Here is a 23283-nt window from a genome sequence, read left to right on the forward strand (position 1 = left end):
CCGTCACGTTCAGTCCGGAATTTCCATCCGGAAGCCGCAGCGGCATCCAAGAATCCTCGTGTTGATGAGAACCTCGTACATCCGCAGCTGCCCACCCGGTTTCAGGACGAGGGGAGTTTGAATCCTCCGGAGCTCGCAGCTGCTGGTCTTCATGGGTTCGCCGCAGTGAAGATACTGACCGCCGAACTGAAGTACCCCCTGGGAAATACCGGGTCGGTTGAGTACCGCGGCAACCCTCTGGACGGACGCGATCTGCTGGTAGGAATACCTGCAGACATGGCACTCGTACGCCACGTCCACCAAGTTGGGCGCGGGCGGATAGTGGGACTGGATCGAATTCACCAAGAGGTGCTTGTCCGTATTGCACCGGGTACACCAAAGACGCTCATCGGGCGGTTGGTGGGCTTCGTCCGGGACTCTGGACGCTGGCTGGGCCGGCATGGGTGTCTACCTCGACATCAAAAAATGCGGGTCGCCCGTCTGCATGAGCTGTAAAGCCTGGTCCTGAAAATGCGGGACTGTAGCTAGATTGTGCACATAGGTGCACGGCATATGCAAGGATTCTGTTGTCATTCCCCAAAGGGGTGACAGGCAGTGACCCGGCGATCGTAAACTAAGGCATGGACGAAATGAACGTTGAATTGGCGCTGCCTGATGCCGCCTCGGCGCCCGACGAAGTTTCGGTGCCCGAGCAGCTTCAGGACCTCGTTATCGATAGCGAAGACGTCGGTGGATTCCTCGGAGAGCTTGCTGTGTTTTCCGCGGCGGCAGTGTCCAACGCGGTGGGTGTGAACGTGCATTGTGGCATCACATTGAGCAGGCGGAGGCGGACGGCCACGGTGGCCGGAAGCACCCCGGAAGCCAGATTGATTGACGAAGTACAGCAGGCGTACGGGGACGGCCCATGCCTGGAAGCAATGCGTAGCCATGCCACCGTGCATGTGCCCGACACCTCCACCGAGGGGCGCTGGCCCGACTACTGCAAGGTCATCGCGGACCGTGGCCATCTTTCGGCACTCTGTGTCCCTTTGGAGCTGGACGAAGGTGCAACCGCGGCCCTTAACTTCTTCGCTCCGCGGATCGACGCTTTTGACGCGGCCACCATCCGGGACTGTGAGCTCTATGCCAGCCAGGCCGAACGCTCTTTGCGCCTGGCAGTCCGGATCGGAGTAAAGCAGCAGCACGCCGATGACCTCCAGGATGCGATGCAGTCCCGCACCGTGATCGACCTCGCGTGCGGCATCATCATGGGGCAGAACAGGTGCAGCCAGGACGACGCCTTCCAGATCCTCAAAAAGGCCTCAAGCGCCCGGAACCAGAAGCTGCGTGACGTCGCCGAGTCGCTGATCAAGAGCGTTGCGAAAGAGTCACCCGTGGCTCATTTCGAACCCTGAGGGACAGCGCCCCGAGGGTCTGCGGCCAGCCGATGACTTGTGACGCAAGCCACTGGTGAACTACATTTTAGGTGGGTTAAGCAGATAGCCCTTGGAGCCTCATGACGTGGTGCCATCCCGGATGGTCCAAGAACTGCACTTTCAGCCGTGGCCATCATCGGCCGGCTCGCAGCGTCAATGCATGCGGCTCCTTGGAGTTGTAAAAGGAGAATGGCAATGACGCTTGGTTCCCTTCCTGTCCCGAAACCTTCACAAGGGCCCGAACCTGCCCAGGCCGAAGTACGGCCATGGTGCACTGTCTGCGGCACCGATTCCTACATTTTTGTTGAGACCGTGGTGGAAGCCGAACCACACCAGACGGAAGTGGTCGACGTCAGCTACACCTGCAGCGAATGCGATACCTTCTACGCCCACCCCGTCCGCCTGGCAACGCTGGTGCCGGAGATCCAACAGGAATTCCTTTCCACTGCAGCAGCAGGACTGTGGTTCAGCTGCACGCATTGCGGCGACCCCATGACGCTGGGACGTCCTACTGAACGCGTGATTGCGGCCCCCCGGAGCACAGAAGATCCTGAAAGCCCCAATCTCCTTGAGGTCTACTTGCAGACCCAGGTCCTGCATTGCCGTTGTGGTTTCCAAATGGAGGTTCCGCGCCACGTTGGGTAACCACCGTCTCTGAATAGTCCATAGCGGGAGGGGTGGGTCTGTGCGCACGTTTGGTGTTGAGGAGGAACTTCTGATTGCCGATCCTTCGGACGGCATGCCATTGGCCCTCGCCACAGACATTCTGGACGTGGCGGCTGCCCACGGCGGGGATGTTGACGGTGACGCCGCTTCCCTGAAGTCCGAATTCAAGCAGGAGCAGATCGAGGTCAACTCCCGCCCTTGCCGGACGGCTGCTGAGCTCAGGGCTGAAATCCGTGCCGGCCGGGCCTTGTCCGACAAGGCGGCCAGAGCCGTGGGTGCGCGGGTGGCCGCGCTGGCTACCCCGCCGGTATTCCATGCGACGCCCACCTTGGGCAATCAGCGCTACGCTGCCATGGGCACGGAATTCGGCTTGATTTCGCGTGAGCAACTCACATGCGGTTTTCATGTCCACGTATCCATCGAGTCGCCTGAGGAAGGCGTTGGAGTCCTGGACCGCATGCGGCACTGGCTCCCCGTGCTGCTTGCCCTCAGCGCCAACTCTCCCTTCTGGATGGGGGCCGACACCGGCTTCGCGAGCTATCGAACACAGATCTGGAACCGGTGGCCTACTGCCGGTCCCATGGACGTATTTGGTTCGGCCGATGGATACCGCGCAGTCCTGGGGGCGCTGCTGGGCACCGGAGTTCCCATGGACGAGGGCATGATCTACTTCGACGCCCGCCTTTCCAGGGGCCATCCAACTGTCGAACTCCGGATCGCGGATGTTTGCCTCTACGCAGAAGACGCGCTCACCCTGGCGGTGATCGCGCGTGCCCTGGTGGAAACCTCGGCCGCTGAATGGCGGCGGGGCGATCCGCCGTCGAGTGCTTTGACCCAGGTCATCCGCATGGCCAACTGGAAGGCGAGCCGCTTTGGCATCAACCGCGAGCTGCTTCACCCGCAGGACCAGAGCCCGGTTGCTGCTCCGGAAGTTGCCGGCGCCTTGCTGCGCCACATCAAGCCTGCCCTGGGCAGGGCCGGAGACCTGTCGCTGGCGCGGGCCGGGGTGACCGGCATCCTCCGCCGCGGTTCAGGCGAGCGGCTGCAGCGCCAGGCGTACGCGCGCCGGCGGCGGCTGTCCGACGTCGTGACCGCAGCCATCGCCTCCACGCACGAGTACGGGGAACTTTCGGACGCCGGGCTGCTCAGCCACTAGCAGTCGAAGGCCCGACGACGGCGGGCCGGTGAGCCGCCGTCGTCGCGCCTTGTGCGGGCCGTAGCCTCCGATGAAGTGCCCGGACGGTCAGCCCTGGTTGATGCGGATCATGTTGCCGGAGGGGTCGCGGAAGGCGCAGTCGCGAGGTCCCCACGGCTGGTCGATCGGTTCCTGGAGGACCTCTGCGCCGGACGCCCGGAGTTTCTCGAAGGTGGCGTCGAGGTCGTCCGTGCTGAAGACGAGCATCGGCATGACGCCCTTGGTGAGGAGTTCCTGGATGGCGTCACCGTCAGCCTGGGAGCGGCCGGCGTGCGGCGGGGAGAGGACCAGTTCGAGGTCGGGCTGGGCGTCGCTGCCCAAGGTCACCCAGCGCTGGCCATCCGAGCCGACGTCGTTGCGGACCTCCAGGCCGAGCGCGTCGCGGTAGAAGGCGAGCGACTCATCGACATCGTTGACAGTGACGTGTGCGTACTTCAATGAAATGTTCATGAACCACACGCTATTGCAGCTTGGGAGCCTGCGCTTCTTCAATCCTGCTCAGGTTGGTGTTGCCCTTCCTGTCGGGACGAGTGTGCTGTTTGGCGATGCAGTTCGGCATGGCTTTCACGGCGTGGTGCTCCCGGGAGCGGTACTCGCTGGGCGTGATCCCTACGATTTCAGTGAAGCGGCTGCTGAAGGAGCCCAGGGAGGTACAGCCGACTTCCATGCAGGCATCCGTAACGCTGGTCCCGGCACGAAGGAGGGCCATGGCCCGTTCTATCCGCCGGGTCATCAGGTAGTTGTAGGGCGATTCGCCGTATGCGGCCTTGAACTGGCGGGAGAAGTGCGCCGGTGACATTAGGGCGCCGGCTGCCATGGTGGGCACGTCCAAAGGACGCGCGTACTCGCGGTCTATGAAGTCGCGGGCGCGCCGCAGATGGGCCAGGTTGGCCAATTCCTGCGGTGTCATGGCGTCAGTCTACTAGGCTCATGCCCATGGAATCAGTGGTCTGGTCAAAGCCCGAAAACCAGCGCAAGGGCACTCCTTTGCTGGTGATGCTGCATGGTTACGGCACCAGCGAGCAGCGCATGGTCAACCTTTTTGACCAACTGCCCACGGAGTTCACCTGTGCTGCGTTGCGGGGGCCCAAGGTTATCGGCGACGATTACGGGTGGTTCCTGCTGGACTACTTCCTGACCAACGACTTCGCGGATGTGATTGCCTCCACAAATGCGGTGTTCGACTGGATCAACTCCGTGAAAGACAACCACAGCAGCGTGAGTTTGCTCGGCTACTCACAGGGCATGGCCATGGCCAGCACGCTTCTGCGGTTGCGGCCCGCGTCGTTCAAAGCCACCGTCGGCTTGTCCGGATTTGTCCTGGACAACGACCTGCTTGCCCTGAGTGAATCATTCGACACCCCGCCGCCGTTCTTTTGGGGGAGGGACAAAGCGGACCCCGTGATCAACGAGGACGCGATCGCCCACACGGAGGAGTGGTTGAACGCCAACACGGCGTTGACGGCACGTACTTATCCCGGGATGGGGCACCGGATAGACCCTGTCGAATTGGTGGATGTCAGTGCTTTCCTGAAGTACTACGTGCTGGGCTAGGGCTGGATTAGAAGGCATTCCCACCCCGGAATCAAACCTGTTGGTGAGATTCGCGTCACAATTTCGCATTCAAGCACACTCTATTGAATGACAAAATTGTAAGCGCTTACACTTTTGGCTGGTGACCCGGTCCGGGACACACGCCAAGGCGTCAGGCGAGCATGGAAAGGGTTGAGGCCGTGTTGCATGGTTAGGACTCACAGGGTGACAATCCAGGACGTAGCCGTCCTTTCCGGGTTGTCGATTTGCACGGTATCGCGGGCACTCAGGAAGCTCCCCAACGTTTCTGAAAAGGCCCAGTCGCGGGTGGCTGAAGCTGCCAGCAAGCTCGGCTATAAAGCCTCGGCCGCCGCCTCCAGGTTGGCTGGCGGAAACACAGGGGCGGTGGCGATCGTCGCCCCCACCGCCACATCGTGGTTCTTCTCCCAGGCCGTGGAAGCCGCAGAGGAGGTTCTGGGCGACAGTGGCTACGACACGGTCCTGATCAGCCTTCGCAACAAGGCCACTGTCCGGAAGCAGTTCTTCGCGGACCTTGAAAACCTCGCGCAGAGGGTCGACGGACTGCTGTTGCTCAATATTGACCTCGAGCCCGGAGAACTGGAAGCGTTGGAAGCCTGCGGACTGGCAGTGGCCAGCGTGGGCATGCGAAATGTTCCGTGGGACAATGTAGGTATCGATGACGAACACGCTGCCTGGCAGGCAACCCAACACCTGCTGGGGCTGGGCCATTGGAACTTGGCCGTTCTCTCGAGCAATGAACACTCCGTTGTGACTGAGACTCCTCGGTTCCGTGGCTTCCGGCGTGCGCTGGATGAACACCACCTCACCGTTCACCCGGACCTTGTGGTGGCTTCAGGGCCAGGTATCGACGACGGGCGGCGGGCCATGACTGAGCTCATCACCCGCGGCGCGAAGCCCACGGCAGTGTTCGCCCACTGTGACGAGGCCGCGTTCGGTGCATTGACCGCGCTCCGGGAATACGGCTTGTCCGTGCCGAAAAACGTGTCCGTGATCGGAATAGATGACCACCCGATGAGCTGGTTCCTGGGTCTCAGCACCGTGGCGCAGCCGGTAGCTGACCAGGGCGCCTTCGCTGCGAACCTGCTGTGCGAACGACTCCTGAATAACGAATCCCCCCACCAACCCTCCAACCACTTGCTCGATACCAAGCTCATCGAACGCAAAACCACGCGCCACAAGCGCTGAACGGAACTATGCACATGACTGACCTTCGTAATGCCTGGACCGGCGCCTCGGCGCTCCTGTTCGATCTCGACGGCGTGCTGACGCCCACTGCCGTGGTGCACGAGCAGGCATGGCAGGAACTGTTCGACGGTTACCTGGCCCGGATCGGGCACCGGGAGGGTTACCAGGAGAGCGATTACTTCGACCACATCGATGGCAAGCCGCGCTTTGACGGCGTCCGGGACTTCCTGACCTCCCGGGGCATCACGCTCCCGGAAGGCCCAACGGACGACTCACCCACGAACCAGACCGTCCAGGGGCTCGGCAACCGCAAGAACGCCATCTTCAACGAAATCGTGGACACTCGGGGAGTGGAGCCCTACGAAGGTTCCGTCAAATTCATCAATGCGGCCTTGGAACGGGGACTCAAGATCGCAGTCGTCTCCTCGTCAAGGAACGCTCCTGCCGTGCTGAAGGCAGCGGGACTCGACCACAACTTCGAGGTAGTCGTCGACGGCCAGGTGGCCGCCGCCGTCGGACTTCCCGGCAAGCCGGACCCGGCCACCTACGTGTATGGAGCAGGCCTGCTGGGCGTACCCGTGGAGGAATGCATCGTGGTGGAAGACGCCGTGTCCGGGGTGCAGGCCGGCGCGGGAGCTCCCTTCTACGCCGTGATCGGCGTGGACCGTGGTGCGGGCCGCCAGACCTTGCTCGATGCCGGCGCCACGCTGGTGGTCGACGACCTCAACGAACTTCTCTGACCCTACTTTTTCGAAGGACTTCAACAGCCCATGGCACTCATCAGCTCCGATCGGCTGCGTTTCCCCTGCGAGCCCTGGAAGCTTGTGGAAAACATCCACGTACCCGGTGACGAGGGAACGTTGGAAACGCTGTTCGCGCTAGGCAACGGCCACCTCGGCATCCGTGGATCCCATTCCACGGCGGGAGACAGCGAGCTTCCCGGCACGTTCATCAACGGTTTCCATGAGATCTGGGACATCAAGCATGCCGAAAACGCCTATGGATTCGCACGGACGGGCCAACGGATCGTGTACGTACCGGATGCCAACAACTTCACGGTTTCCATTGATGGCGAAGCCCTGAGCCTTGCCGAGTCCACGGTGTTGGACTATCACCGCAGCGTCGACTTCTCCACAGGCGTTTACGAGGAACGCATCGTGTGGTCCTGCCGGTCCGGCGCGACCGTCACCACAGTGGAGCGCCGCGCGGTCGGCTTCGATTCCCGCGGATGCCTCGGCCTTGAACTGTCGTTGTCAGCGGACCGCGACGTGTCCGCGGACATCACCTCCGGCGTCGTGAACCGCCAGGACCAGCCTGTGGAGGACCACTCGGTCCATGACCCGCGGCGTTCGGGGCGGCACGCCGGGCGGGTACTGCTGCCACTTCACCTCCAAGGCGCCGATGGTTCGCTCCGCCTTGCCTGGGAAACGTCGGAGTCGCGCCAGCGCGTGGCGATGGCCGTCGACCACTGGATTTCGGCCGAAGGCCAGCCGTTCGAAACGCTGGTGGCGGAGGACGAGTCCTCCGTCCGTTACGTTCTGGCAATCCACGACGGCGACACTTTCCGTTTGGAGAAGACGGTCAGTTACGTCGTGGCCGGGTCAGCCGGGGATGCCGAGGACCGTGGCGAGAGCCTGGCCGCTGAGGCGGAGGCCAACCTGGTGCCGTTCTCCGAGATCCTGGCCCAGAGCAAAGCGCATTACGACGAGTACTGGACCACTGCTGATGTATCGATCGGCGGCCAGGCCGAGATGCAGCAGGCAGTGCGCTGGGGTCTGTTCCAACTCGCGCAAGCCACTGCCCGTGCCGGTGTGGCCGGCATTCCCGCGAAGGGGGTCAGCGGCTCCGGCTACGAGGGCCACTACTTCTGGGACCAGGAGATCTACCTCCTGCCTTACCTGACCTACACCAACCCCTGCGGCGCCCGGAAGGTGCTCGAATCACGGCACGCGATGCTGCCGGATGCGAGGGTACGGGCCAAGGAACTCAGCGTGGACGGTGCGTTGTTCCCGTGGCGCACCATCAACGGCCTGGAAGCGAGTGCCTACTATGCGGCGGGAACTGCCCAGTTCCACATCGCCGCCGCCATTGCGTTCGCTGCCAACCGCTACCAGTGGGCCAGCGGCGATGACACGTTCAGCGCAGAGCTGGGTGCCGACCTGCTGATCGAGACGGCCCGCATGTGGGCCTCGCTGGGGTTCTTCGGCAAGGACGGAATGTTCCACATCCACGGCGTCACCGGGCCGGACGAGTACACGGCTGTGGTGAACGACAACCTGTACACCAACGTCATGGCACGCTTTAACCTCCGGGCAGCGGCCGCGCTGGAACACGAGGGCATCGCCGAAACCGAGCGCATGGTGTGGAGGCAGGCCGCTGAACGGATGTCCCTCCCGTACGACCCCCATCTCCAGGTCTTCAGCCAGGACAACGACTTCATGACCCTGGAACCCTGGGACTGGAATACGCCCAAGTCCAAGTACCCGTTGCTGCTGAACTTCCACCCGCTGGTGATTTACCGCCACCAGGTCCTCAAGCAGGCTGACACGGTGCTGGCCATGTTCCTCCAGTGGCAGGACTTCACCGCTGAAGAGAAGCAGCGCGCTTTCGACTTCTACGATCCCATCACGACCGGCGACTCCACCCTGTCCGCGTGCGTGCAGGGCATCATGGCGGCCGAGGTCGGTTACGGGGACGTCGCGTTGCAGCACTTCACCGAGGCCTTGTTCATAGACCTCGACAACTCGCACGGCAACACCATTGACGGCGTCCACATTGCCTCCACCGGCGGCATCTGGAGCTCCTTAGTCTGTGGTTTCGCGGGAATGCGGGACCAGGGCGAGGTGCTGCGCTTCGATCCCCGGCTGCCTGTTGAATGGGACGGCTTGTCCTTCCGGCTCAAGGTGCAGGGCCGCCTGCTGGCCGTCGAGCTGGAACAAGGGTCCATTGCGTTGACCCTCGTGCCTGGACCCGACTACAGCGAGGAGCCGTTGCAGGTGAAAGTGCGGGACTACGACGTCACCGTTGGTACCGCCACCGTCCAGGTGCCGCTGGAGGACGTTCCCGTCCCGCCGCCGTCGATCTTCCCCAGCGTTTTCCCGACGGCGGGTCTTCCGATCATCCGGTAACCCGTTCAGGAAGCCCGCGACGTGTGGTCTTCAATCAGGCCACTCGCCGCGATTTCCCGTAGCGAATAAATGGCTTTGGCTGCCGTGGCCCTGTCCTGGAAACAGATGGAGAGCGCGAGTTCAGTCCCGTCGGCATCGACGAGGCGGACCCGGCAATCACCGCCTGATTCGTCGAACAGTTCAAAGTGGCCGGCCATTTACGCCGCCCCCTTCCTGGTGGCGGGTGCCTCTGCTGCGGGCGCCTGCGGGCGGCCTTCCGCGGTTCGACGCCGGTCCAACTCGCTGTTGATCAGTTCCAACAGCGCTTGGGCCGGCTCGGACAGGTGGTGGGTGTCCGGGGAACCCAGCTGGTCGCAGTGAAGGAGGACGTGGCGGATCCTCTCCAGTTCGCGGGAGGGCACCAGCGGCCAGCGGTGAAAAAGCTGCCTTACGGCTATGGCGCCCAGCAGGGCGTCGGGTTTGTTGGCTGCACCATGGCTTCCTTGAGTGACTGCTGCTCTTCGTCGAGCAACGGAGGCCGCGGAAGCTGCGACACCATGGGTGAGAAGAATGTTGGCTTTGAAGGAATTGGGGGCCATGAGGACCTCCCTGATGAGAGCGATGAAAGCCGACTGCGTGACTCTGAATCCAGCTTACAGAATGTGAGTTATGTCATGTCAATCGTTACGCGCGGTTGCCGGGACCTGCAATAGTGGCAGGATGACCGACCAGCAGGAGCTCTGGAACGAAGAAACCGCGCAGCAGTACGACACCCCCGGTGAAGGCATGTTCTCGCCCGACGTGCTGGGTCCCACCGTTCAGGTGTTGTCGGAACTCGCCGGTGACGGTGCCGCCGTCGAATTCGCGATCGGTACCGGCAGGGTGGCGGTGCCGCTCGTCGAAGCCGGCGTGCCCGTGAGTGGCATAGAACTTTCCCACGCGATGATCCGGCGGCTGCGGTCGAAGGCAGACGCGGCCACCATCCCGGTGGTTCAGGGCGACATGGCCGAAGCGCAGGTGCAGGGCGAGTTCACGTTGGCGTACCTGGTGTTCAACACCATCGCCAACCTCCTGACCCAGGAGGAGCAGGTCCGCTGCTTCCAGAACGCGGCCAGGCATCTGGCGCCAGGCGGTCGTTTCGTCATTGAGCTGTGGGTGCCGCAGCTGCGCTCACTGCCGCCCGGACACGGTGGAACAGTTGAAGTGAGCCAGCCTGGTTACCTCTTGGTGGACAGCTATGACGTTCTTCGCCAGCATGTCATCTCCCACCACGTGCGCTTCGGCCCGGGCCTGTCCGACGGCAGGGATGCGCGCATCAGCCGGACGCCACACCGCTACATCTGGCCCAGCGAACTGGACCTCATGGCGCGGATAGCCGGGTTCCAGCTCGAATCCAGGTGGGCGGACTGGGACCGCAGCGACTTCACGGCCGAGTCCAGGAGCCACGTGTCGGTGTACCGGCTCGTGCACCGTTAGGGTCAACCTGGCTCTGACCAAGCCCATCACGGGTTGTCCGGGTGCGGGCCTGTCAAGCGGTCTGCAGTAAGGCTTCCGGGCCTTGCCATAGGTCCGGTGCCCTGTGCAGTCGCCACGGACCCGGGTATAGTCGGCCCATGCCTTCATTGCGTCGATTTACTTGCCCCCGACCGGTCTCCGGTCGCGAGGGCTGTTTGGCGCGCGCCTAGGTCCTGGCACGGAGAGGGTCGGGGGAGGAAGCCTCCACCCACACCGAATCCAAGGACCAGCCATGCCTTCATATCTCAAACCCACAGAACTCCATGAAGCCCTGACCATCCGGGACCTCTCCAATCCGGACCAAGGCCCGCACGCCATGCAGCAACTCCTCCATGACACCGTGCGCGGCCTGCGCGGGCAGTGGAACGTGTCGGAACGGATCATCCGCCATAGTCCGTTGGTCAGCGTTTCCGACAATTACGATCGGCTCGGGTTCAGCGCCGCGGACGTCACGCGCGACCAGAAGTACTCCCGCTACATCAGCCCTACCGTCATGCTGCGGAGTCATACCTCCGCGTCCATCCCGTCGTTGCTGCGTTCGCTGGATCCGGATGGGTCCCTCGACGAGCTCTGGGCAATCCCCGGCGTGGTTTATCGTCGGGACGCCATTGACCGGACCCATGTAGGGACGCCGCACCAAGTGGATTTGTGGCGCGTCTCTTCCAAGGAGACGCTGACGGCCTCCCATCTAGGGGAAATGGTTGGCTCGCTGGTGAACGCTGTGCTGCCGGGCGCGGACTGGCGGACGGTTCCGGCAACCCATCCCTACACGCACAACGGCCTGCAGCTCGATGTGCGTATGAACGGTGAGTGGCTGGAGCTTGCGGAGTGCGGGCTGATGGCCCCGCAGCTGTTCCTGGATGCCGGATTGAACCCCGGTCACTGGTCGGGACTGGCTCTCGGGATGGGCTTGGACCGGGCCCTGATGCTCCGCAAGGGCGTTCCCGACATCAGATTGCTCAGCTCGGACGATCCCCGGATTCAACAGCAGATGCTGGACCTCTCACCGTGGAGACCGGTGTCCCACATGCCGTCCATCAGCAGGGACATCTCAATCGTCGTTGCCGCGGATATGGATGGCGAAGTGCTCGGAGACCGGGTGCGGACGGCTCTGGGTTACCGGGCGGAGGACCTGGAAAGCGTCGAACTGATGGCCTTGACTGCGTACCACGAGCTTCCTGCCAGAGCGCGTGACCGTTTGCAGATCCTCGACGGGCAGGCCAACGCGCTGATCCGGCTCGTCTTGCGGCCTCTCGGCCGCACGATGACGGATCCGGAAGCCAACCAAGTCCGGGACGATGTCTATCTGGCGTTGCACGAAGGCCCGGTGAAGGAGCTCATCGCAGGCTGAAGCAACCCGTGCCAAGGCCGCCGGGCTATTGCAGCGGGGAGGACGAACTCCGGGTACCTGCCCCGGCCAAGGCCACCCGCGTCCTCATCGCGATCGCAGCACCCAGGACCAGTGCAGCTGCGACGGCGGCCGCGACCGCCGTCGGAAATGACTCAGGTGCGTCCGAGCTGCGGCCAACCGTGATCCATACCAGGCCCCACGCGATGGCCGCAGCGAGGGCGAGACGGCCATGGCCTTTGAAGGCCAACGCGACGCCAATGACCGCCACCACCACCAGCACGGCAACGGACCACACCTCGGGTTGCAGGCCGAATCCGGAGAATCCGGCAGCCTTCAAAGCGGCAGCGATATTGGCGCACACCGCCACGCTGGTCCACCCAAGATAGAGGCTCAAAGTTCCGTCCACCACAACGGCCTCCACCCATGAGGACGCGCGGGTCCGGCTGTAGCGGAGAAACGCCAGGACGAGGGTCGCAAGGAGTGCCAGGATCACCAGGACGCTGACAAAAAGCCATCCCGCCTGCACTGACAAGATCCATGCCGCATTCAGGATCATCGACGCGGCAACCACCCAGCCCAACGCCCGCTGCCGGATACTGGAACGCTGGGACGGCAACCACTGCCACACGGTGTAGGCAACCAGTCCGGTGTAAACCACGGACCAGATGGAGAACGCGGGCGTGGCCGGCGCCAGGAGGGTGGAATCAGCGGCCAAGGCACCGCCCGCGGCCTGGGCAATGGGTGTGCCGCCAAAGACTCCGACTCCGATCATCGAGCCAACAATGCAGACAACCAGACTCGCCGTTACAGCGATCTGTCGTGTGGGATCGGGGCTTCCGGTTGCCATATGCTGCGCCTCTTTCCTGATGGGATGTGCGGTTTCATGCATTCGGGGTGTCCGTGACTTAGTATCAAATTGCTAGTGAAGCGAGCTTTATGCTTATCGAAGGAACATCGGATGGATTCGGAAGGCCACGCAAAGGGCTATTGGTACGGGAAAGACCCCGGGCAGAAGGCCATCGCCATCGATGTCCTGAACGCGCTGCGGGACTATCGAGCCTCCGAACAAGCGATGCGCCGCAGGACCCGCTCGTCCATGGGGATGGGCGAGAAAGACTTGCTGGCCCTGCGGTACCTTTTTGAGGCGGAAGCCGACGGCAAAGTGATGAAGCCGAAGGACCTGGGCGACAAGCTGGGAATAACGTCGGCGTCCATGACCACCTTGATTGACCGTCTGGTGGAGTCAGGCCACATCCGCCGTGAACCCCATCCCACCGATCGTCGCGCGCTGATCCTGAAGGCCACCCCGGGATCGGACCAGGAAGTCCGGCACACCCTGGGCGGAATGCACCGCCGGATGTTGGACGCAGCGTCTGCGCTGAGCCCGGACGAGTCACGGGTCGTGGTGGATTTCCTGCAGCATATGCGGGAGGCCTTGGACACCATCGACGAAGAGCCCGGAGAACCGTCCGGGTCATGACGTCAGGCTCCACTGCAGGATGAAGATCAGGGTCACCAGGAATCCTGAACCGTAGTTGAGCCAGATAAACCGCCGCCATGCCACATTGGTGCGTGCCGCCGTCGTATCCGTGACGTTCCAGTACGGTGCGCAATTAACGATGTACGGGACGGCGATGATCGCCGCCAGCGGCCCGGGCCACGGCGTGGCCAGCATCGAGAGTCCCGCAACAAACCACAGGACGACGGCGAGCCGCACCGTCCGGCGGGCACCGATGACCGTTGCGATGGAGCCGATGCCGGCCTGCCGGTCGGGCTCGATGTCCTGTACGGCACCGAAGGCGTGGGCAGCCATGCCCCAGAGGAAGAACGCGGTCAACAGAAGGAGGAGACCGGGCGTCACCTCGGCACCGGCGAGGGCCAAACCGACGACGGCGGGACTCACGAAGTGCGTACTCGACGTCAGCGAGTCCAGGACGGGGCGTTCCTTGAAGCGGAGTCCCGCCACGGAGTAGGCCACCACGGCGAAGGCACTCACGGCCAGGCTCAGCCACACTGCCGGTCCGCCGGCGAAGGCGAGGACCAGCAGGAACGGCACGTTGGTGACGGCGGCGAGCCACAGCATTGGCCGGTGCAGCTGGGGCCGGAGGAGTGCGCCTTCGATGCCGCCCTTGCGCGGATTCTTGAGGTCCGATTCGTAATCAAAGACGTCGTTGATGCCGTACATGGCCAGGTTGTAGGGGATCAGGAAGTAGAACGTGCCCACGATCAGGACCCAGTCGATTTCGCGGGTGGTCAGGAGCATGGCCGCGGCAAACGGATACGCGGTGTTGATCCAACTGACCGGCCGGGACGCCAGTATTGCCTGCGGAACCAGGCCTGTGAGGTCGGATTTTGCTCCGGCACTCCGACGGCGGGTCAGCCACATCCACAGCCCGGGAAGCACCACGACCCCTGCCAGCGGATAGGCGAAATCCTCGATGGGTGCCAGCCCGGCCTTCAAGCCAAGAATGTGCGAGGCGTCGTAGTGGAAAAGCTCCATGCCGATCATCACGGAGTCGAACACCGCGGTCAGCACAGCCAGGGCGGCGAACGCCAGCCCCACGGCTTTCCAATGCCTGGAGGCTTCGCCCTGCCGGGCACCCCGGCGGGCAAAGATCACGCCGGCGACGGCTGCCGCGGCGATGAAGGCAAGTGCGAGCCACAGGTACGTCATGCGTTCTCCCGCTCCCGCTCCGCTTGCCTCGCGGGAGACCGTTCCAGCAACCGCCGGGCGCCCGTGTACAGGACCATGGTGCACAGGGTCAGGAAGAGCAGGAACACGGGCTCCTCAATGGGCAGTTCGGGAGCGATCAACAGGCCCGTGGCTATGGTTCCTTCGCCGCGGAGGAAAATCCCCAGTCCGATTCCGGCTGCGTCCCAGCCGAGGAAGAACAAAACCCCGACGGCGGTTACGATCGCCGCTGCCTTCGCGTCATGCCAGAAGAACAGGCGGAATCTGTGATCCAGCAGCAGCATGCAGGTGATGCCGAGCAGCAACGAGGCCAAGTAGAGGACTCCCATCAGCCAATCCTGCTGGCTACAGGCCTCACGGTGACAGGGCCGGTGCTGTGATCGCCGCGGATCCTCTTCAGCACCAGCTCGGCGCTGATCAGGCACATGGGCACCCCCACGCCAGGGGCCGTTGTGGCGCCGGCGTAGTAGAGGCCCTGCACGCGCTTGGAGGCATTCTGGGGCCGGAACATGGCGCTTTGTCCCAGTGTGTGGGCCGGTCCCAGCATGCCTCCGCGCCATGAGTTGTAGTCACGGGCGAAGTCCGCTGGTCCTGTTGTCTGCCGGACCACGATCCTGTCGCGAAGGTCCGGGATGCCTGCCCATTGGGCGATCTGGTCGATCGCCGCGTCGGCGGTTCGTTCTATGAGCACGTCTCCCGCCCCGTCCGGCCCGCCGGCTCCCAGTGCGGGATCGGCCGGGATGGGAACCAGGACGAAGAGGTTCTCGTGGTCTGTGGGCGCTACGGCGGGATCGGTTGCGCTGGGTTTGCAGACATAGATTGACGCCGGGTCCGGAATGGCCGGGTTTTCACCGAAGATGGAGGCGAAGTTTGCCTCCCAATCACGGGTGAAGAACAAAGAGTGGTGCGGCAATTCAGGGAGCTTGCCCTTGACTCCCAGCATCACCAGGACTGCTCCCGGACCGCTGGTACGCCGCTGCCACCAGGAACCGGGGTAGCTGCGGTCCCGCACGCCCAGCAGTTGGGTTTCGGTGTGGTGCAGATCGGCGCCGGAGACCACGAGGTCCGCCACGCTGTAGTGCTCGTTCCCGGAGGTGTCACGCCAGGTCACGCCGGTGACTTCACGGCTGTCCCTGCCGGTCAAGGCGGCCGGAAGCTTGACGCCGTCGAACCGTCCCACCTTCTTGGTCCTGCTGACGGCGCGGGTGGTGATCTTGAGGGCCTCGGCGCCGGTGTGGATCCGAACCCCGGCCTGGACTGCCAGATCCTCAAGCCGGCCCACGAGCTCCCAGAAGCCGCCCATTGGGTATTGCACCCCGTCACCGAGGTCCAGCGCACTCATCAAGTGGTACATGGCAGGAGCATCGGAAGGGCTGGTGCCCAGGAAGACGGCCGGATAACCCAGGACCTGCCGCAGCACAGGATGCTGGAAACGCCGGGCAACGTATTTGTCCAGGGGCGTCAGCAGAAGCTGCGCAAGCTTGGGCAGGCTGCGCAGCACCTCGGGTTGGAGCAGTCCTTGCAACCTGGTGAAGGGGTTGTAGAGGAAGAAGCGCTCCGCCATGTCGGTGGTGTGCCGCGCCGATGCCAGATAGGTGGCCAGCTTCCTGGCGCTGCCGGGTTCCACGTCCTCGAACGTTTCCAAAACCTGTTCGCTGCCCAAGGGGACGGTCAGCGTGTCCGGCCGGACGCCGTCGAGGTTTGGTTCGCTGAACACGCGGTACGCGGGACTAAGCGTGCGGAGATCCAACTGTTCCGCGGTGCTGGTGCCCAGAAGCTCGAAAAAATGGTCGAAGACGCCGGGCATCAGGTACCAGGAGGGGCCCGTATCAAAGCGGAAGCCGTCGCGCTCAAGGCTGCCGGCGCGCCCGCCAACGCGGTCACGCTGCTCAAGGAGTTGGACTTCGTGTCCTTCGTGGGCGAGGAGGGCGGCGGTGGCAAGCCCAGCGATGCCACCGCCGATCACTACTGTCCGGGTCATCGGTGCAGCTCCATCCAGGTTGAGGTGACTGCCCGCGCGGCAAGGCCGGCCTTCACGGCATCCGGGACGCGCACCCGTGAACGGTAGAGCTCGTCCACGGTGGTCTGCTCGATCCTGTCCGTCAGGGCTGTGAAGAGGGAAAGGGCGCTGCGGACAGCGGCCCGGGCATCGCGCGGCAGCAAAGGGATGACGGCGTCGGCGTCGGCCAACTGGGCGCGGATGGTGCGTACCCATTCCACGCGGTCGTGGTCCTCAAGGTGCTCGGAGGTGCCCAGGTAATTGCGTCCCAGACGGGTGGTGTCATCGGCCAGGTCGCGCAGGAAATTGATGTTCTGGAAAGCAGCCCCCAGCCGGCTGGCGCCATGCTGCAAAGCCGCGGCGTCGCCGTCGTCGATGTTTTCATCCCGCATGAAAACGCGCAGGCACATCAGCCCTACAACCTCGGCGGAGCCGTGGACGTAACCCTGGTGGGCGTCGGCGTCGAAACGCAGGGGGGTCTCCGGGGTCCCGGTGCGCTCGCCGAGGTCCGTGCGCATGGAGTCGAAGAACGGATCAATGAGCGACTCGTCAATACGGGCCGCGCGGGCAGTCTGCGCGAAGGCATGGATGATGAGGTCGCTGCTGTAGCCCAGCTTGACGGCCCGGTGGGTCTCGTCGATGAAGTGGGCCAGGGCATCGCACTGTTCCTGGTAGCTGAGGCCGGCCTCCGCGGTGACACCATCCACGAGTTCGTCCGCGACGCGCACCAAGGCGTAGATGTTCCGGACATGTTGGCGGTGCCGCCGCCCGAGCAGCTTGCACGCCAGCCCGAACGAGGTGGAATATGCGGCGATCACCTGGTTGGCGGCCCGCTCGGCCGTCCGGGTGAAATGGGTGAATGAGGTGTCTGAGGCGAGGCTCATGACTGCCGTCCTTCCAATTGCCCGGCAAGGTCCAGCAACACATTGCACACGCCCTGCGGGATGGTGCTGGTCAGCAGCTCGTTGAAGGCCCGCATCTGCTCCTCGATGAGTCCGTTGACGAACGTTTCCGCCCCGCAATCGGCCAAGTGCCGGCGAACGTATTCGCATTCCGAGCCGTTCAGCTCCGGCCTGCCGAAGAAAGGCTCAATGTCCGGCCATGCCGCCGTGGTTCGTGCATGGGCGATGATGGCCGTTTCTTTTCCCTCCCGCAGATCCGAAAAGGGATCCTTGCCGTGCCGGCGGGGGTCCCCGAACGTTGACAGGAGGTCGTCCTGGAGTTGGAAGGCGAGGCCCAGATGGCGGCCGGCCGTGGCGAGCGCATTTTCGACGGCGAAGTCCGCGCCTGCCAGCGCGGCTGCGGCCCGCAGGGGAAGTTCGAAGGTGTAGGTGGCGGTTTTGTAGCCGCACATCACCAGGATGGTCTCGAGGTGGGGGTCGATGATGCCGTCCCCGAGGCCCACGTCCAGCTGCTCACCGGCCACTGTTTCATTGATGGTGTGTTCCAGGAGATCCAGGAGCCGCAGCCTCAGTGCATGCGGGAGGTCAGCCCTGGCGAAGGCCTGGTGGGTGGCGGCGAGGAGCATGTCCCCCATGAGGATGCCGCCGGTTTGGGCCCAGTGGAGGTCGCTGCCTTCCCGGGCGCCTTCACCACTGTTGGTCCGGGGAAGTGACTGGGTTTCTGAAAGCGACTTTGCTTCTGCGAGGAGGGAGCCGATGAGGTTCGGGTGCCCGCGCCGGACCAGGTCTCCGTCGATCACGTCGTCGTGGAGCAGGAAAGAGTAGTGGAGGAGTTCGATCGCGGCCGCAATGCTGATGGCCGTTTCGCGGTGGCCCGTGTCCGGCGGGCTGGCTTGGGGCTGGTTGGTGCGGGGCTGGCCTGTGCCGTCCGTGCCGCGCCCCCTGAGGGCATCGTAGGTCTCCATGAGCAGCAAGGGACGCACGAACTTTCCACCCAGGACGTTGTGGCCGGCCAGTTCCCAGAGCCTGGTGAAATGCGGCCCATACGTTGTTGCGGCGGCGGCCCGCTTGCCGATGAGCCCGCTGAGCTCGTTCTCAATCGCCGTGCAAAGGTCGGTGCGGCTGCGTAAAGCACCGGAGGTGACGGTCATGCTTTGGCTCCGGTCCCGAGGGGGAGTACCCGCGCTTCAAGCAGCTGAGGGAACTGGAGTCCCAACCACGGGCTGAAAGCGGAGGGGGTGCGCTCCAGGGAGTTGGCCAGCAGGGCCGGTGACATCCAGGCCCAGTCCGCTACCTCTGAAGGATTGGGTTTTAGATCGCCGGCGATCCTGGCTACGTAGACCGGGCAGATTTCGTTTTCCACAATTCCCGTGGGGTCCACGGCCCTGTACCGGAAGTGGGGGAGCGCCATTTCAACCTGGTTGGCATCCACCCCGAGTTCGAATTGCGCCCGGCGGGCTACTGCGTCCAAGGGGTCCTCGCCGGGTGCCGGGTGTCCGCAAAAGCTGTTGGTCCACACTCCGGGCCAGGTTTTCTTCTCCGGCGAGCGGCGGGTCAGGAGAACCTCGCCGTCATCGTTGAGGAGGTAGCAGGAGAATGCGAGGTGGAGGGGCGTTTCCTGTGTGTGGACCCCTGCTTTGGGGGCTTCGCCTATGGGTGTGCCGGCGTCGTCAAGGAGGACAACCATCTCTGTAGCGTTCATACTGCGCCTTCCTCCTGCAACCTGAGTCTTTACAGCAGCCCGAATATTGCTAGACAAGCTAGAAGAAAGGCTACCATGTAGGAAGTTAGGTGTAACATACTCAGCATGTCCAGTCTTGAAGAAATGCCTGATGAAGCCGGGTTCCCGGTCTCATCCGGCCTCTATCATCTGGACGCCAACGATCCCCATCAACAGTTGATTGACCGCTCCCGGTTCTCCGAAGCCGACATCGAACAGATCAGCGAACTCATGGCAGCGCTCGGGAGGCTCCGCGACGCCGAACAGCGCTTGGCGGAGGCTTCACTCCGGTATATGAAACTGAACCAATCGGACATGCGGGCGCTGCATTACCTGATCGTCTGTGCCAACCATGGCGTCATAGCCACGCCCGGAGCCATAGCTTCCCACCTGAACATCTCGACGGCGTCAACCACCAAATTGCTGGACCGGCTGGAACGCGCCGGCCACGTCACCCGGCAGGCGCACCCCTCCGACCGACGGGCCCTCGCGATCGCCATTACCCCGGAAACGCACGAAGCCGCGATGCGTACTGTGGGCAAGCAACAGGCGAAGCGGTTCCTGGCGGCCGCACGCCTCACTCCCGACGAGCGCGTGGCCGTGATGCGGTTCCTCGATGACATGGCGCGGGAGATCGAAGTGGCGGACGAGCCCTGGGCTGCGGCTCCACGCTGAAAGCTTCCTGTGATTCGAATGATAAGTGTGAGCCAAGTGACACTTTTCTCTGTAAGATTCGAGGCAAGGCCCTCATGCGGCGGGCCGGCAGTTGTCTGGCCTGGCCAGCGGGGGATACACAAAGGAATAATTGATGGCTCAAGAAGCGGGCTCTCTATCACCGGGTGACGACGCGGACAGCAGCAACCACGACGGCGCAGGGGACACGCCGTTCGCGGATGAAGTGACCATGCGGGCACAGGTCCTGGACATCATCGAGTCCATTCTTGAGGACGCTGAACCGCGCAGTGAGGGGGCCAGGAACAAGCTCCGTGAGCTTCTTGACGCGCGGCCGGACGACCCCGAGGGTGCATTGCTGAAGCACCTGCTCCTCACCCGGAAAACATCACAGCCGGCGTCCAACGTGCCTGTTCACTTGGAACACGCCAGCCTGCATCTGGAATCGTCCGACGCGTCACGAACCGTGCTGGTCCCTGTCAGCCACGACGTCCGCGCCGGCATCCAATCGATCCTGGCCGACAAGCTTCTCCTGACGGCGTTCCAGCCGATCCACTCCCTTCCCAAGGGCGACCCAATCGGCGTCGAGGCCCTGACAAGGTTCATCGGTGAGGACGGTGCGGGCGCCGACGTGTGGTTCAGTGAAGCTGCTGCTGCCGGTCTGGGAACTGAGCTGGAGATTGCAGCGCTGCATTGCGCCCTGATGGCTGCGCACGACGTCCCGGAAAACATGTTTGTCACTCTGAATCTCACCCCGGCCACCTCGCACGATCCCCGGGTGCGGAACCTTCTGGCCGCTGCCGCCTTGGCCCCCGAGAGGATCATCGTTGAGCTGACGGGCAGCCTGGAATCCATGGCGGCCCAGCCGGACGGCGAAGGCCTCGAACAACTGCGGGCCTTGGGGTTGCGGGTGGCGATCAGCGCCTCGGGTGCCGCATTGGTCTCGCTGGACAGGATCGAGCAATTGCGCCCCGACATCATCAAACTGGACCGCCACCTGATTGAAGGAATCGCCGGAAACGACGGCCAGAAGCTCCGCGCCAAGGCCATCGTTGAGCTGGCCCGTGAGATCGGGGCAGATGTCCACGCGCAAGGCATCGAAACGGCCGAAGAACTGCACGAAGTCACCGCCTTGAAGGTCACCGCTGCGCAGGGATACCTTTTGGGCCGTCCCTCGGTGCACCCGCTTGATTGGTCGGCCTGGAGCGTCCGGGCGCAAACGGAACCGCAGCCTGCCAGCTGACCGTCGTTGAATCGACGACGCCGGTCCTCGCCCGGGGTGCCAGGCGGCAGGCCGCGTGGCCGGTCAGTTGTTCGGCGGCCGGTCAGTCAGTTGTTCAGTCCGTTATACGGCGGGGATCGTTCCCGACATAGCTGCCTGGCGGCATCGCCGCACCGAAAACCGGCCCGGGCTGTGGACGCTTGGGGTGCCGACCGCCGTCGGCGTTCCGCTGCGTCAACCTCCGCACAACCCAAGGAAAAAGGTGCTCCCGGGCCCACACGATGTCATCCGCGCGGGCCTCGCGCCAACGGCGCTCGGGAAGCGGCCGCGGAGCCAGCGGTTCAAGGGAATGCGGGACGTTCAATGACTCCAGGACCATGATGGCGATGATGTGCTGGCCGAGCGGAGAGAAATGAAGCCGGTCCGGATCCCACATCCGGGGATCGGTGAGTTGGCGCAAAGCCCAGAGATCGGCAATCACGGCATCATGACGGGCGGCCACCACGCGGATGTTCTCGTTGAAAACAGCCACTTTGCCGCGGGTCCTGCCAAGCACCGGGGTCGCGCCCCAGTCCGGGCCGGTGAAGAGGACGATGGTGGCGCCCGTTGAGGCCAGCGTTTCCACGCCACGATCCAGTTCCAGTGCCAGCTTGTCGGGGTCGCTCCTATGAAAGAGCAGGTCGTTGCCGCCGGCGTTGAGAGTAATGAGATCGGGTTTGAGGTCCAATGCCGGACCCACTTGCTCCTCCAGGATCTGATGGAGGAGCTTCCCGCTGATCGCCAGGTTGGCATAGGCGAAATCGTGGTGGTCCGTACTCAACTCTTCCGCTACACGGTCCGCCCATCCCCGGAGTCCGCCCGGGCTGCGGGGTTCGGGGTCGCCCAGACCCTCCGTGAACGAGTCCCCCAATGCCACATAACGGCTCCACGGGTGCAGTCCAGCCCGGAAGCTACCGGAACCGTCCTGCGCCAAACCGCCGGCATCAGGAGCGTCCATCCCTCCATAGTGCGCCACATCCTGAAAATGTGTGCTGAAACGGGAATTCTTTTATTCAGCTGCGGAACCTCGGTCCGCCGTCCATTTCGTGCGCTGTTGGGTACGGTAAGCCTATGGCTGCCTCACGAAAGCGATCGGACTCCAGCTCCACCCTGCTGACCGTCGTCATCGCTTTCGCGGCGAACGCCCTGGTTGCAGCGGCCAAATCAGTGGCCGCCGCGCTCACCGGTTCGGCGTCCATGACTGCTGAGGCGGCGCACTCCTGGGCCGACACCGGCAACCAGGTGTTCCTGTTCCTGGCCGAACGCCGCTCCCAACGTCCGCGCGATACGGGACATCCCATGGGTTACGGCCGCGAAGCGTACGTCTGGTCCATGTTTGCCGCTTTCGGGCTGTTCACTGCCGGCGCCGTGGTTTCCATCATGCACGGGATCCAGCAGATCATTGAGCCGGAGCCTGCATCCGACTTCCTGATTGCGTACGTGGTTCTGGCAGTGGCCTTTGTCCTGGAAGGGTTTTCCTTCGTCCAGGCCTTCCGCCAGACCCGAAAGGCGGCCAGGAAGCTGGAACGGCGGACCTTGGAACAGGTTCTTGTCAGCTCGGATCCCACGCTGCGTGCCGTCTTTTCGGAGGATGCCGCAGCCCTGGTTGGGCTGGTGATCGCATTCACTGGCGTCTTCCTCCATCAGGTCACGGGTTCGCCCTTGCCCGATGCTGTCGGATCGATTGTCGTCGGTGTCCTCTTGGCGGTTGTTGCCGTCGTTCTGATCGACCGCAACCGCCGGTTCCTGGTAGGGCAGGGGGTCACGCCGGACATAGAACGGTCCATGGGGCGGCAGCTCCTGGAACACCGGGACATTGCACGGCTCACGTACCTCCACCTGGAATTCGTGGGCCCCCGCAAGCTCTATCTTGTAGCGGCCGTGGACTTGCAAGGCGACCACCCGGAACACGAGGTTGCCGTGGTGCTGCGCAGGATCGAGAGGGAGTTGGAGGACCACGAGACTGTGGAGGAAGCAGTGCTGACGCTTGCCACCCCGGACGAATCGTCCCTGCAGTTGTAGGAACGC

The 23283-nt window shown here is 63.5% G+C and carries 26 protein-coding genes; 13 read left to right on the forward strand and 13 right to left on the reverse strand.

Annotation, left to right across the window (positions count from 1 at the left end):
- Window positions 1–9: 9 nt before the first annotated feature.
- Entirely contained in the window at window positions 10–342 is a 333-nt protein-coding gene (locus HMI60_RS05655; RefSeq protein ID WP_227453659.1) for a hypothetical protein, read from the reverse strand.
- A 287-nt stretch (window positions 343–629) separates the two neighbouring features.
- On the opposite strand from HMI60_RS05655, the gene HMI60_RS05660 reads away from it, so the two are divergent.
- From HMI60_RS05660 to HMI60_RS05670, 3 genes are all read left to right on the forward strand, one after another.
- Complete coding sequence (locus tag HMI60_RS05660; protein WP_370584097.1) at window positions 630–1394, forward strand: GAF and ANTAR domain-containing protein; 765 nt, start codon at window positions 630–632, stop codon at window positions 1392–1394.
- Window positions 1395–1610: 216 nt separating this feature from the next.
- Window positions 1611–2060, forward strand: coding sequence for a hypothetical protein (locus HMI60_RS05665; RefSeq protein ID WP_193590714.1), 450 nt, complete (start codon window positions 1611–1613; stop codon window positions 2058–2060).
- Between the two features lie 40 nt (window positions 2061–2100).
- Window positions 2101–3237 carry a glutamate--cysteine ligase gene (locus HMI60_RS05670; protein ID WP_193590715.1) on the forward strand — a complete coding sequence of 379 codons (1137 nt, stop codon included), beginning with the start codon at window positions 2101–2103 and terminating at the stop codon, window positions 3235–3237.
- An 87-nt stretch (window positions 3238–3324) separates the two neighbouring features.
- Here HMI60_RS05670 and HMI60_RS05675 read toward each other — a convergent pair whose 3' ends face one another.
- Both HMI60_RS05675 and HMI60_RS05680 read right to left on the reverse strand, forming a co-directional pair.
- Complete coding sequence (locus HMI60_RS05675; RefSeq protein ID WP_026267320.1) at window positions 3325–3726, reverse strand: VOC family protein; 402 nt, start codon at window positions 3724–3726, stop codon at window positions 3325–3327.
- 10 nt (window positions 3727–3736) lie between these two features.
- Window positions 3737–4186, reverse strand: coding sequence for a helix-turn-helix transcriptional regulator (locus HMI60_RS05680; protein WP_018778925.1), 450 nt, complete (start codon window positions 4184–4186; stop codon window positions 3737–3739).
- Between the two features lie 26 nt (window positions 4187–4212).
- Here HMI60_RS05680 and HMI60_RS05685 point away from each other — a divergent pair, with 26 nt between their 5' ends.
- The 4 genes from HMI60_RS05685 (at window position 4213) to HMI60_RS05700 (ending at window position 9164) form a co-directional block, all read left to right on the forward strand.
- Window positions 4213–4830, forward strand: a complete 618-nt coding sequence (locus HMI60_RS05685) for an alpha/beta hydrolase (RefSeq protein WP_055977433.1) — start codon at window positions 4213–4215, stop codon at window positions 4828–4830.
- A 204-nt stretch (window positions 4831–5034) separates the two neighbouring features.
- Complete coding sequence (locus tag HMI60_RS05690) at window positions 5035–6036, forward strand: LacI family DNA-binding transcriptional regulator (protein ID WP_227453660.1); 1002 nt, start codon at window positions 5035–5037, stop codon at window positions 6034–6036.
- 8 nt (window positions 6037–6044) lie between these two features.
- A complete protein-coding gene (locus HMI60_RS05695) occupies window positions 6045–6776 on the forward strand; it encodes an HAD family phosphatase (protein WP_193590717.1) in 732 nt (243 codons plus the stop codon).
- A gap of 30 nt (window positions 6777–6806) precedes the next feature.
- Window positions 6807–9164 carry a glycoside hydrolase family 65 protein gene (locus HMI60_RS05700; protein WP_018778921.1) on the forward strand — a complete coding sequence of 786 codons (2358 nt, stop codon included), beginning with the start codon at window positions 6807–6809 and terminating at the stop codon, window positions 9162–9164.
- Between the two features lie 5 nt (window positions 9165–9169).
- On the opposite strand, the gene HMI60_RS05705 is transcribed toward HMI60_RS05700, so the two are convergent.
- Together HMI60_RS05705 and HMI60_RS05710 are read right to left on the reverse strand one after the other, a co-directional pair.
- Window positions 9170–9361, reverse strand: a complete 192-nt coding sequence (locus HMI60_RS05705; RefSeq protein ID WP_018778920.1) for a hypothetical protein — start codon at window positions 9359–9361, stop codon at window positions 9170–9172.
- Window positions 9362–9742 (reverse strand): hypothetical protein, encoded by a 381-nt coding sequence (locus HMI60_RS05710; protein WP_018778919.1) that lies wholly within the window; start codon window positions 9740–9742, stop codon window positions 9362–9364.
- Between the two features lie 121 nt (window positions 9743–9863).
- Here HMI60_RS05710 and HMI60_RS05715 point away from each other — a divergent pair, with 121 nt between their 5' ends.
- Together HMI60_RS05715 and HMI60_RS05720 are read left to right on the forward strand one after the other, a co-directional pair.
- Window positions 9864–10619: a bifunctional 2-polyprenyl-6-hydroxyphenol methylase/3-demethylubiquinol 3-O-methyltransferase UbiG gene (locus HMI60_RS05715; protein ID WP_018778918.1), complete on the forward strand. Its 756-nt coding sequence runs from the start codon at window positions 9864–9866 to the stop codon at window positions 10617–10619.
- A gap of 271 nt (window positions 10620–10890) precedes the next feature.
- Window positions 10891–12009 carry a hypothetical protein gene (locus HMI60_RS05720; RefSeq protein ID WP_193590718.1) on the forward strand — a complete coding sequence of 373 codons (1119 nt, stop codon included), beginning with the start codon at window positions 10891–10893 and terminating at the stop codon, window positions 12007–12009.
- 25 nt (window positions 12010–12034) lie between these two features.
- Here the strand turns inward: HMI60_RS05720 and HMI60_RS05725 are convergent, their stop codons facing one another.
- On the reverse strand, window positions 12035–12856 hold the full coding sequence (locus HMI60_RS05725; protein ID WP_193590719.1) for a tryptophan-rich sensory protein: 822 nt from the start codon (window positions 12854–12856) through the stop codon (window positions 12035–12037).
- Window positions 12857–12967: 111 nt separating this feature from the next.
- Here HMI60_RS05725 and HMI60_RS05730 point away from each other — a divergent pair, with 111 nt between their 5' ends.
- A complete protein-coding gene (locus HMI60_RS05730) occupies window positions 12968–13489 on the forward strand; it encodes a MarR family winged helix-turn-helix transcriptional regulator (protein WP_018778915.1) in 522 nt (173 codons plus the stop codon).
- Here the strand turns inward: HMI60_RS05730 and HMI60_RS05735 are convergent.
- From HMI60_RS05735 to idi, 6 genes are read right to left on the reverse strand one after another with little or no spacing between them, the layout of a single operon-like run.
- A complete protein-coding gene (locus HMI60_RS05735; protein ID WP_193590720.1) occupies window positions 13484–14683 on the reverse strand; it encodes a prenyltransferase in 1200 nt (399 codons plus the stop codon). The two genes, HMI60_RS05730 and HMI60_RS05735, sit on opposite strands and share 6 nt — an antisense overlap.
- A complete protein-coding gene (locus HMI60_RS05740; protein ID WP_018778913.1) occupies window positions 14680–15030 on the reverse strand; it encodes a lycopene cyclase domain-containing protein in 351 nt (116 codons plus the stop codon). Before HMI60_RS05740 ends, HMI60_RS05735 begins: the two co-directional genes overlap by 4 nt.
- Window positions 15030–16682 carry a phytoene desaturase family protein gene (gene crtI / locus HMI60_RS05745; protein WP_110505965.1) on the reverse strand — a complete coding sequence of 551 codons (1653 nt, stop codon included), beginning with the start codon at window positions 16680–16682 and terminating at the stop codon, window positions 15030–15032. The genes HMI60_RS05740 and crtI overlap by 1 nt, the downstream gene beginning before the upstream one ends.
- Window positions 16679–17584, reverse strand: a complete 906-nt coding sequence (locus HMI60_RS05750; RefSeq protein ID WP_193590721.1) for a squalene/phytoene synthase family protein — start codon at window positions 17582–17584, stop codon at window positions 16679–16681. The genes crtI and HMI60_RS05750 overlap by 4 nt, the downstream gene beginning before the upstream one ends.
- On the reverse strand, window positions 17581–18753 hold the full coding sequence (locus HMI60_RS05755) for a polyprenyl synthetase family protein (protein ID WP_079582359.1): 1173 nt from the start codon (window positions 18751–18753) through the stop codon (window positions 17581–17583). The genes HMI60_RS05750 and HMI60_RS05755 overlap by 4 nt, the downstream gene beginning before the upstream one ends.
- Complete coding sequence (gene idi / locus HMI60_RS05760; protein ID WP_018778909.1) at window positions 18750–19304, reverse strand: isopentenyl-diphosphate Delta-isomerase; 555 nt, start codon at window positions 19302–19304, stop codon at window positions 18750–18752. The genes HMI60_RS05755 and idi overlap by 4 nt, the downstream gene beginning before the upstream one ends.
- Before the next feature lie 105 nt (window positions 19305–19409).
- Between idi and HMI60_RS05765 the strand changes: the two genes are divergently transcribed.
- Both HMI60_RS05765 and HMI60_RS05770 read left to right on the forward strand, forming a co-directional pair.
- Window positions 19410–19997: a MarR family winged helix-turn-helix transcriptional regulator gene (locus HMI60_RS05765; RefSeq protein ID WP_193590722.1), complete on the forward strand. Its 588-nt coding sequence runs from the start codon at window positions 19410–19412 to the stop codon at window positions 19995–19997.
- Window positions 19998–20130: 133 nt separating this feature from the next.
- Window positions 20131–21237 carry an EAL domain-containing protein gene (locus HMI60_RS05770; protein WP_193590723.1) on the forward strand — a complete coding sequence of 369 codons (1107 nt, stop codon included), beginning with the start codon at window positions 20131–20133 and terminating at the stop codon, window positions 21235–21237.
- A 94-nt stretch (window positions 21238–21331) separates the two neighbouring features.
- On the opposite strand, the gene HMI60_RS05775 is transcribed toward HMI60_RS05770, so the two are convergent.
- Window positions 21332–22213 carry an SGNH/GDSL hydrolase family protein gene (locus HMI60_RS05775; RefSeq protein ID WP_193590724.1) on the reverse strand — a complete coding sequence of 294 codons (882 nt, stop codon included), beginning with the start codon at window positions 22211–22213 and terminating at the stop codon, window positions 21332–21334.
- Between the two features lie 113 nt (window positions 22214–22326).
- On the opposite strand from HMI60_RS05775, the gene HMI60_RS05780 reads away from it, so the two are divergent.
- A complete protein-coding gene (locus HMI60_RS05780; protein WP_193590725.1) occupies window positions 22327–23277 on the forward strand; it encodes a cation diffusion facilitator family transporter in 951 nt (316 codons plus the stop codon).
- The last annotated feature ends 6 nt before the right edge of the window (window positions 23278–23283 follow it).

Origin of the sequence: Paenarthrobacter sp. YJN-D (genome assembly GCF_015040335.1) — a bacterium.
GTDB lineage: Bacteria > Actinomycetota > Actinomycetes > Actinomycetales > Micrococcaceae > Arthrobacter > Arthrobacter nicotinovorans.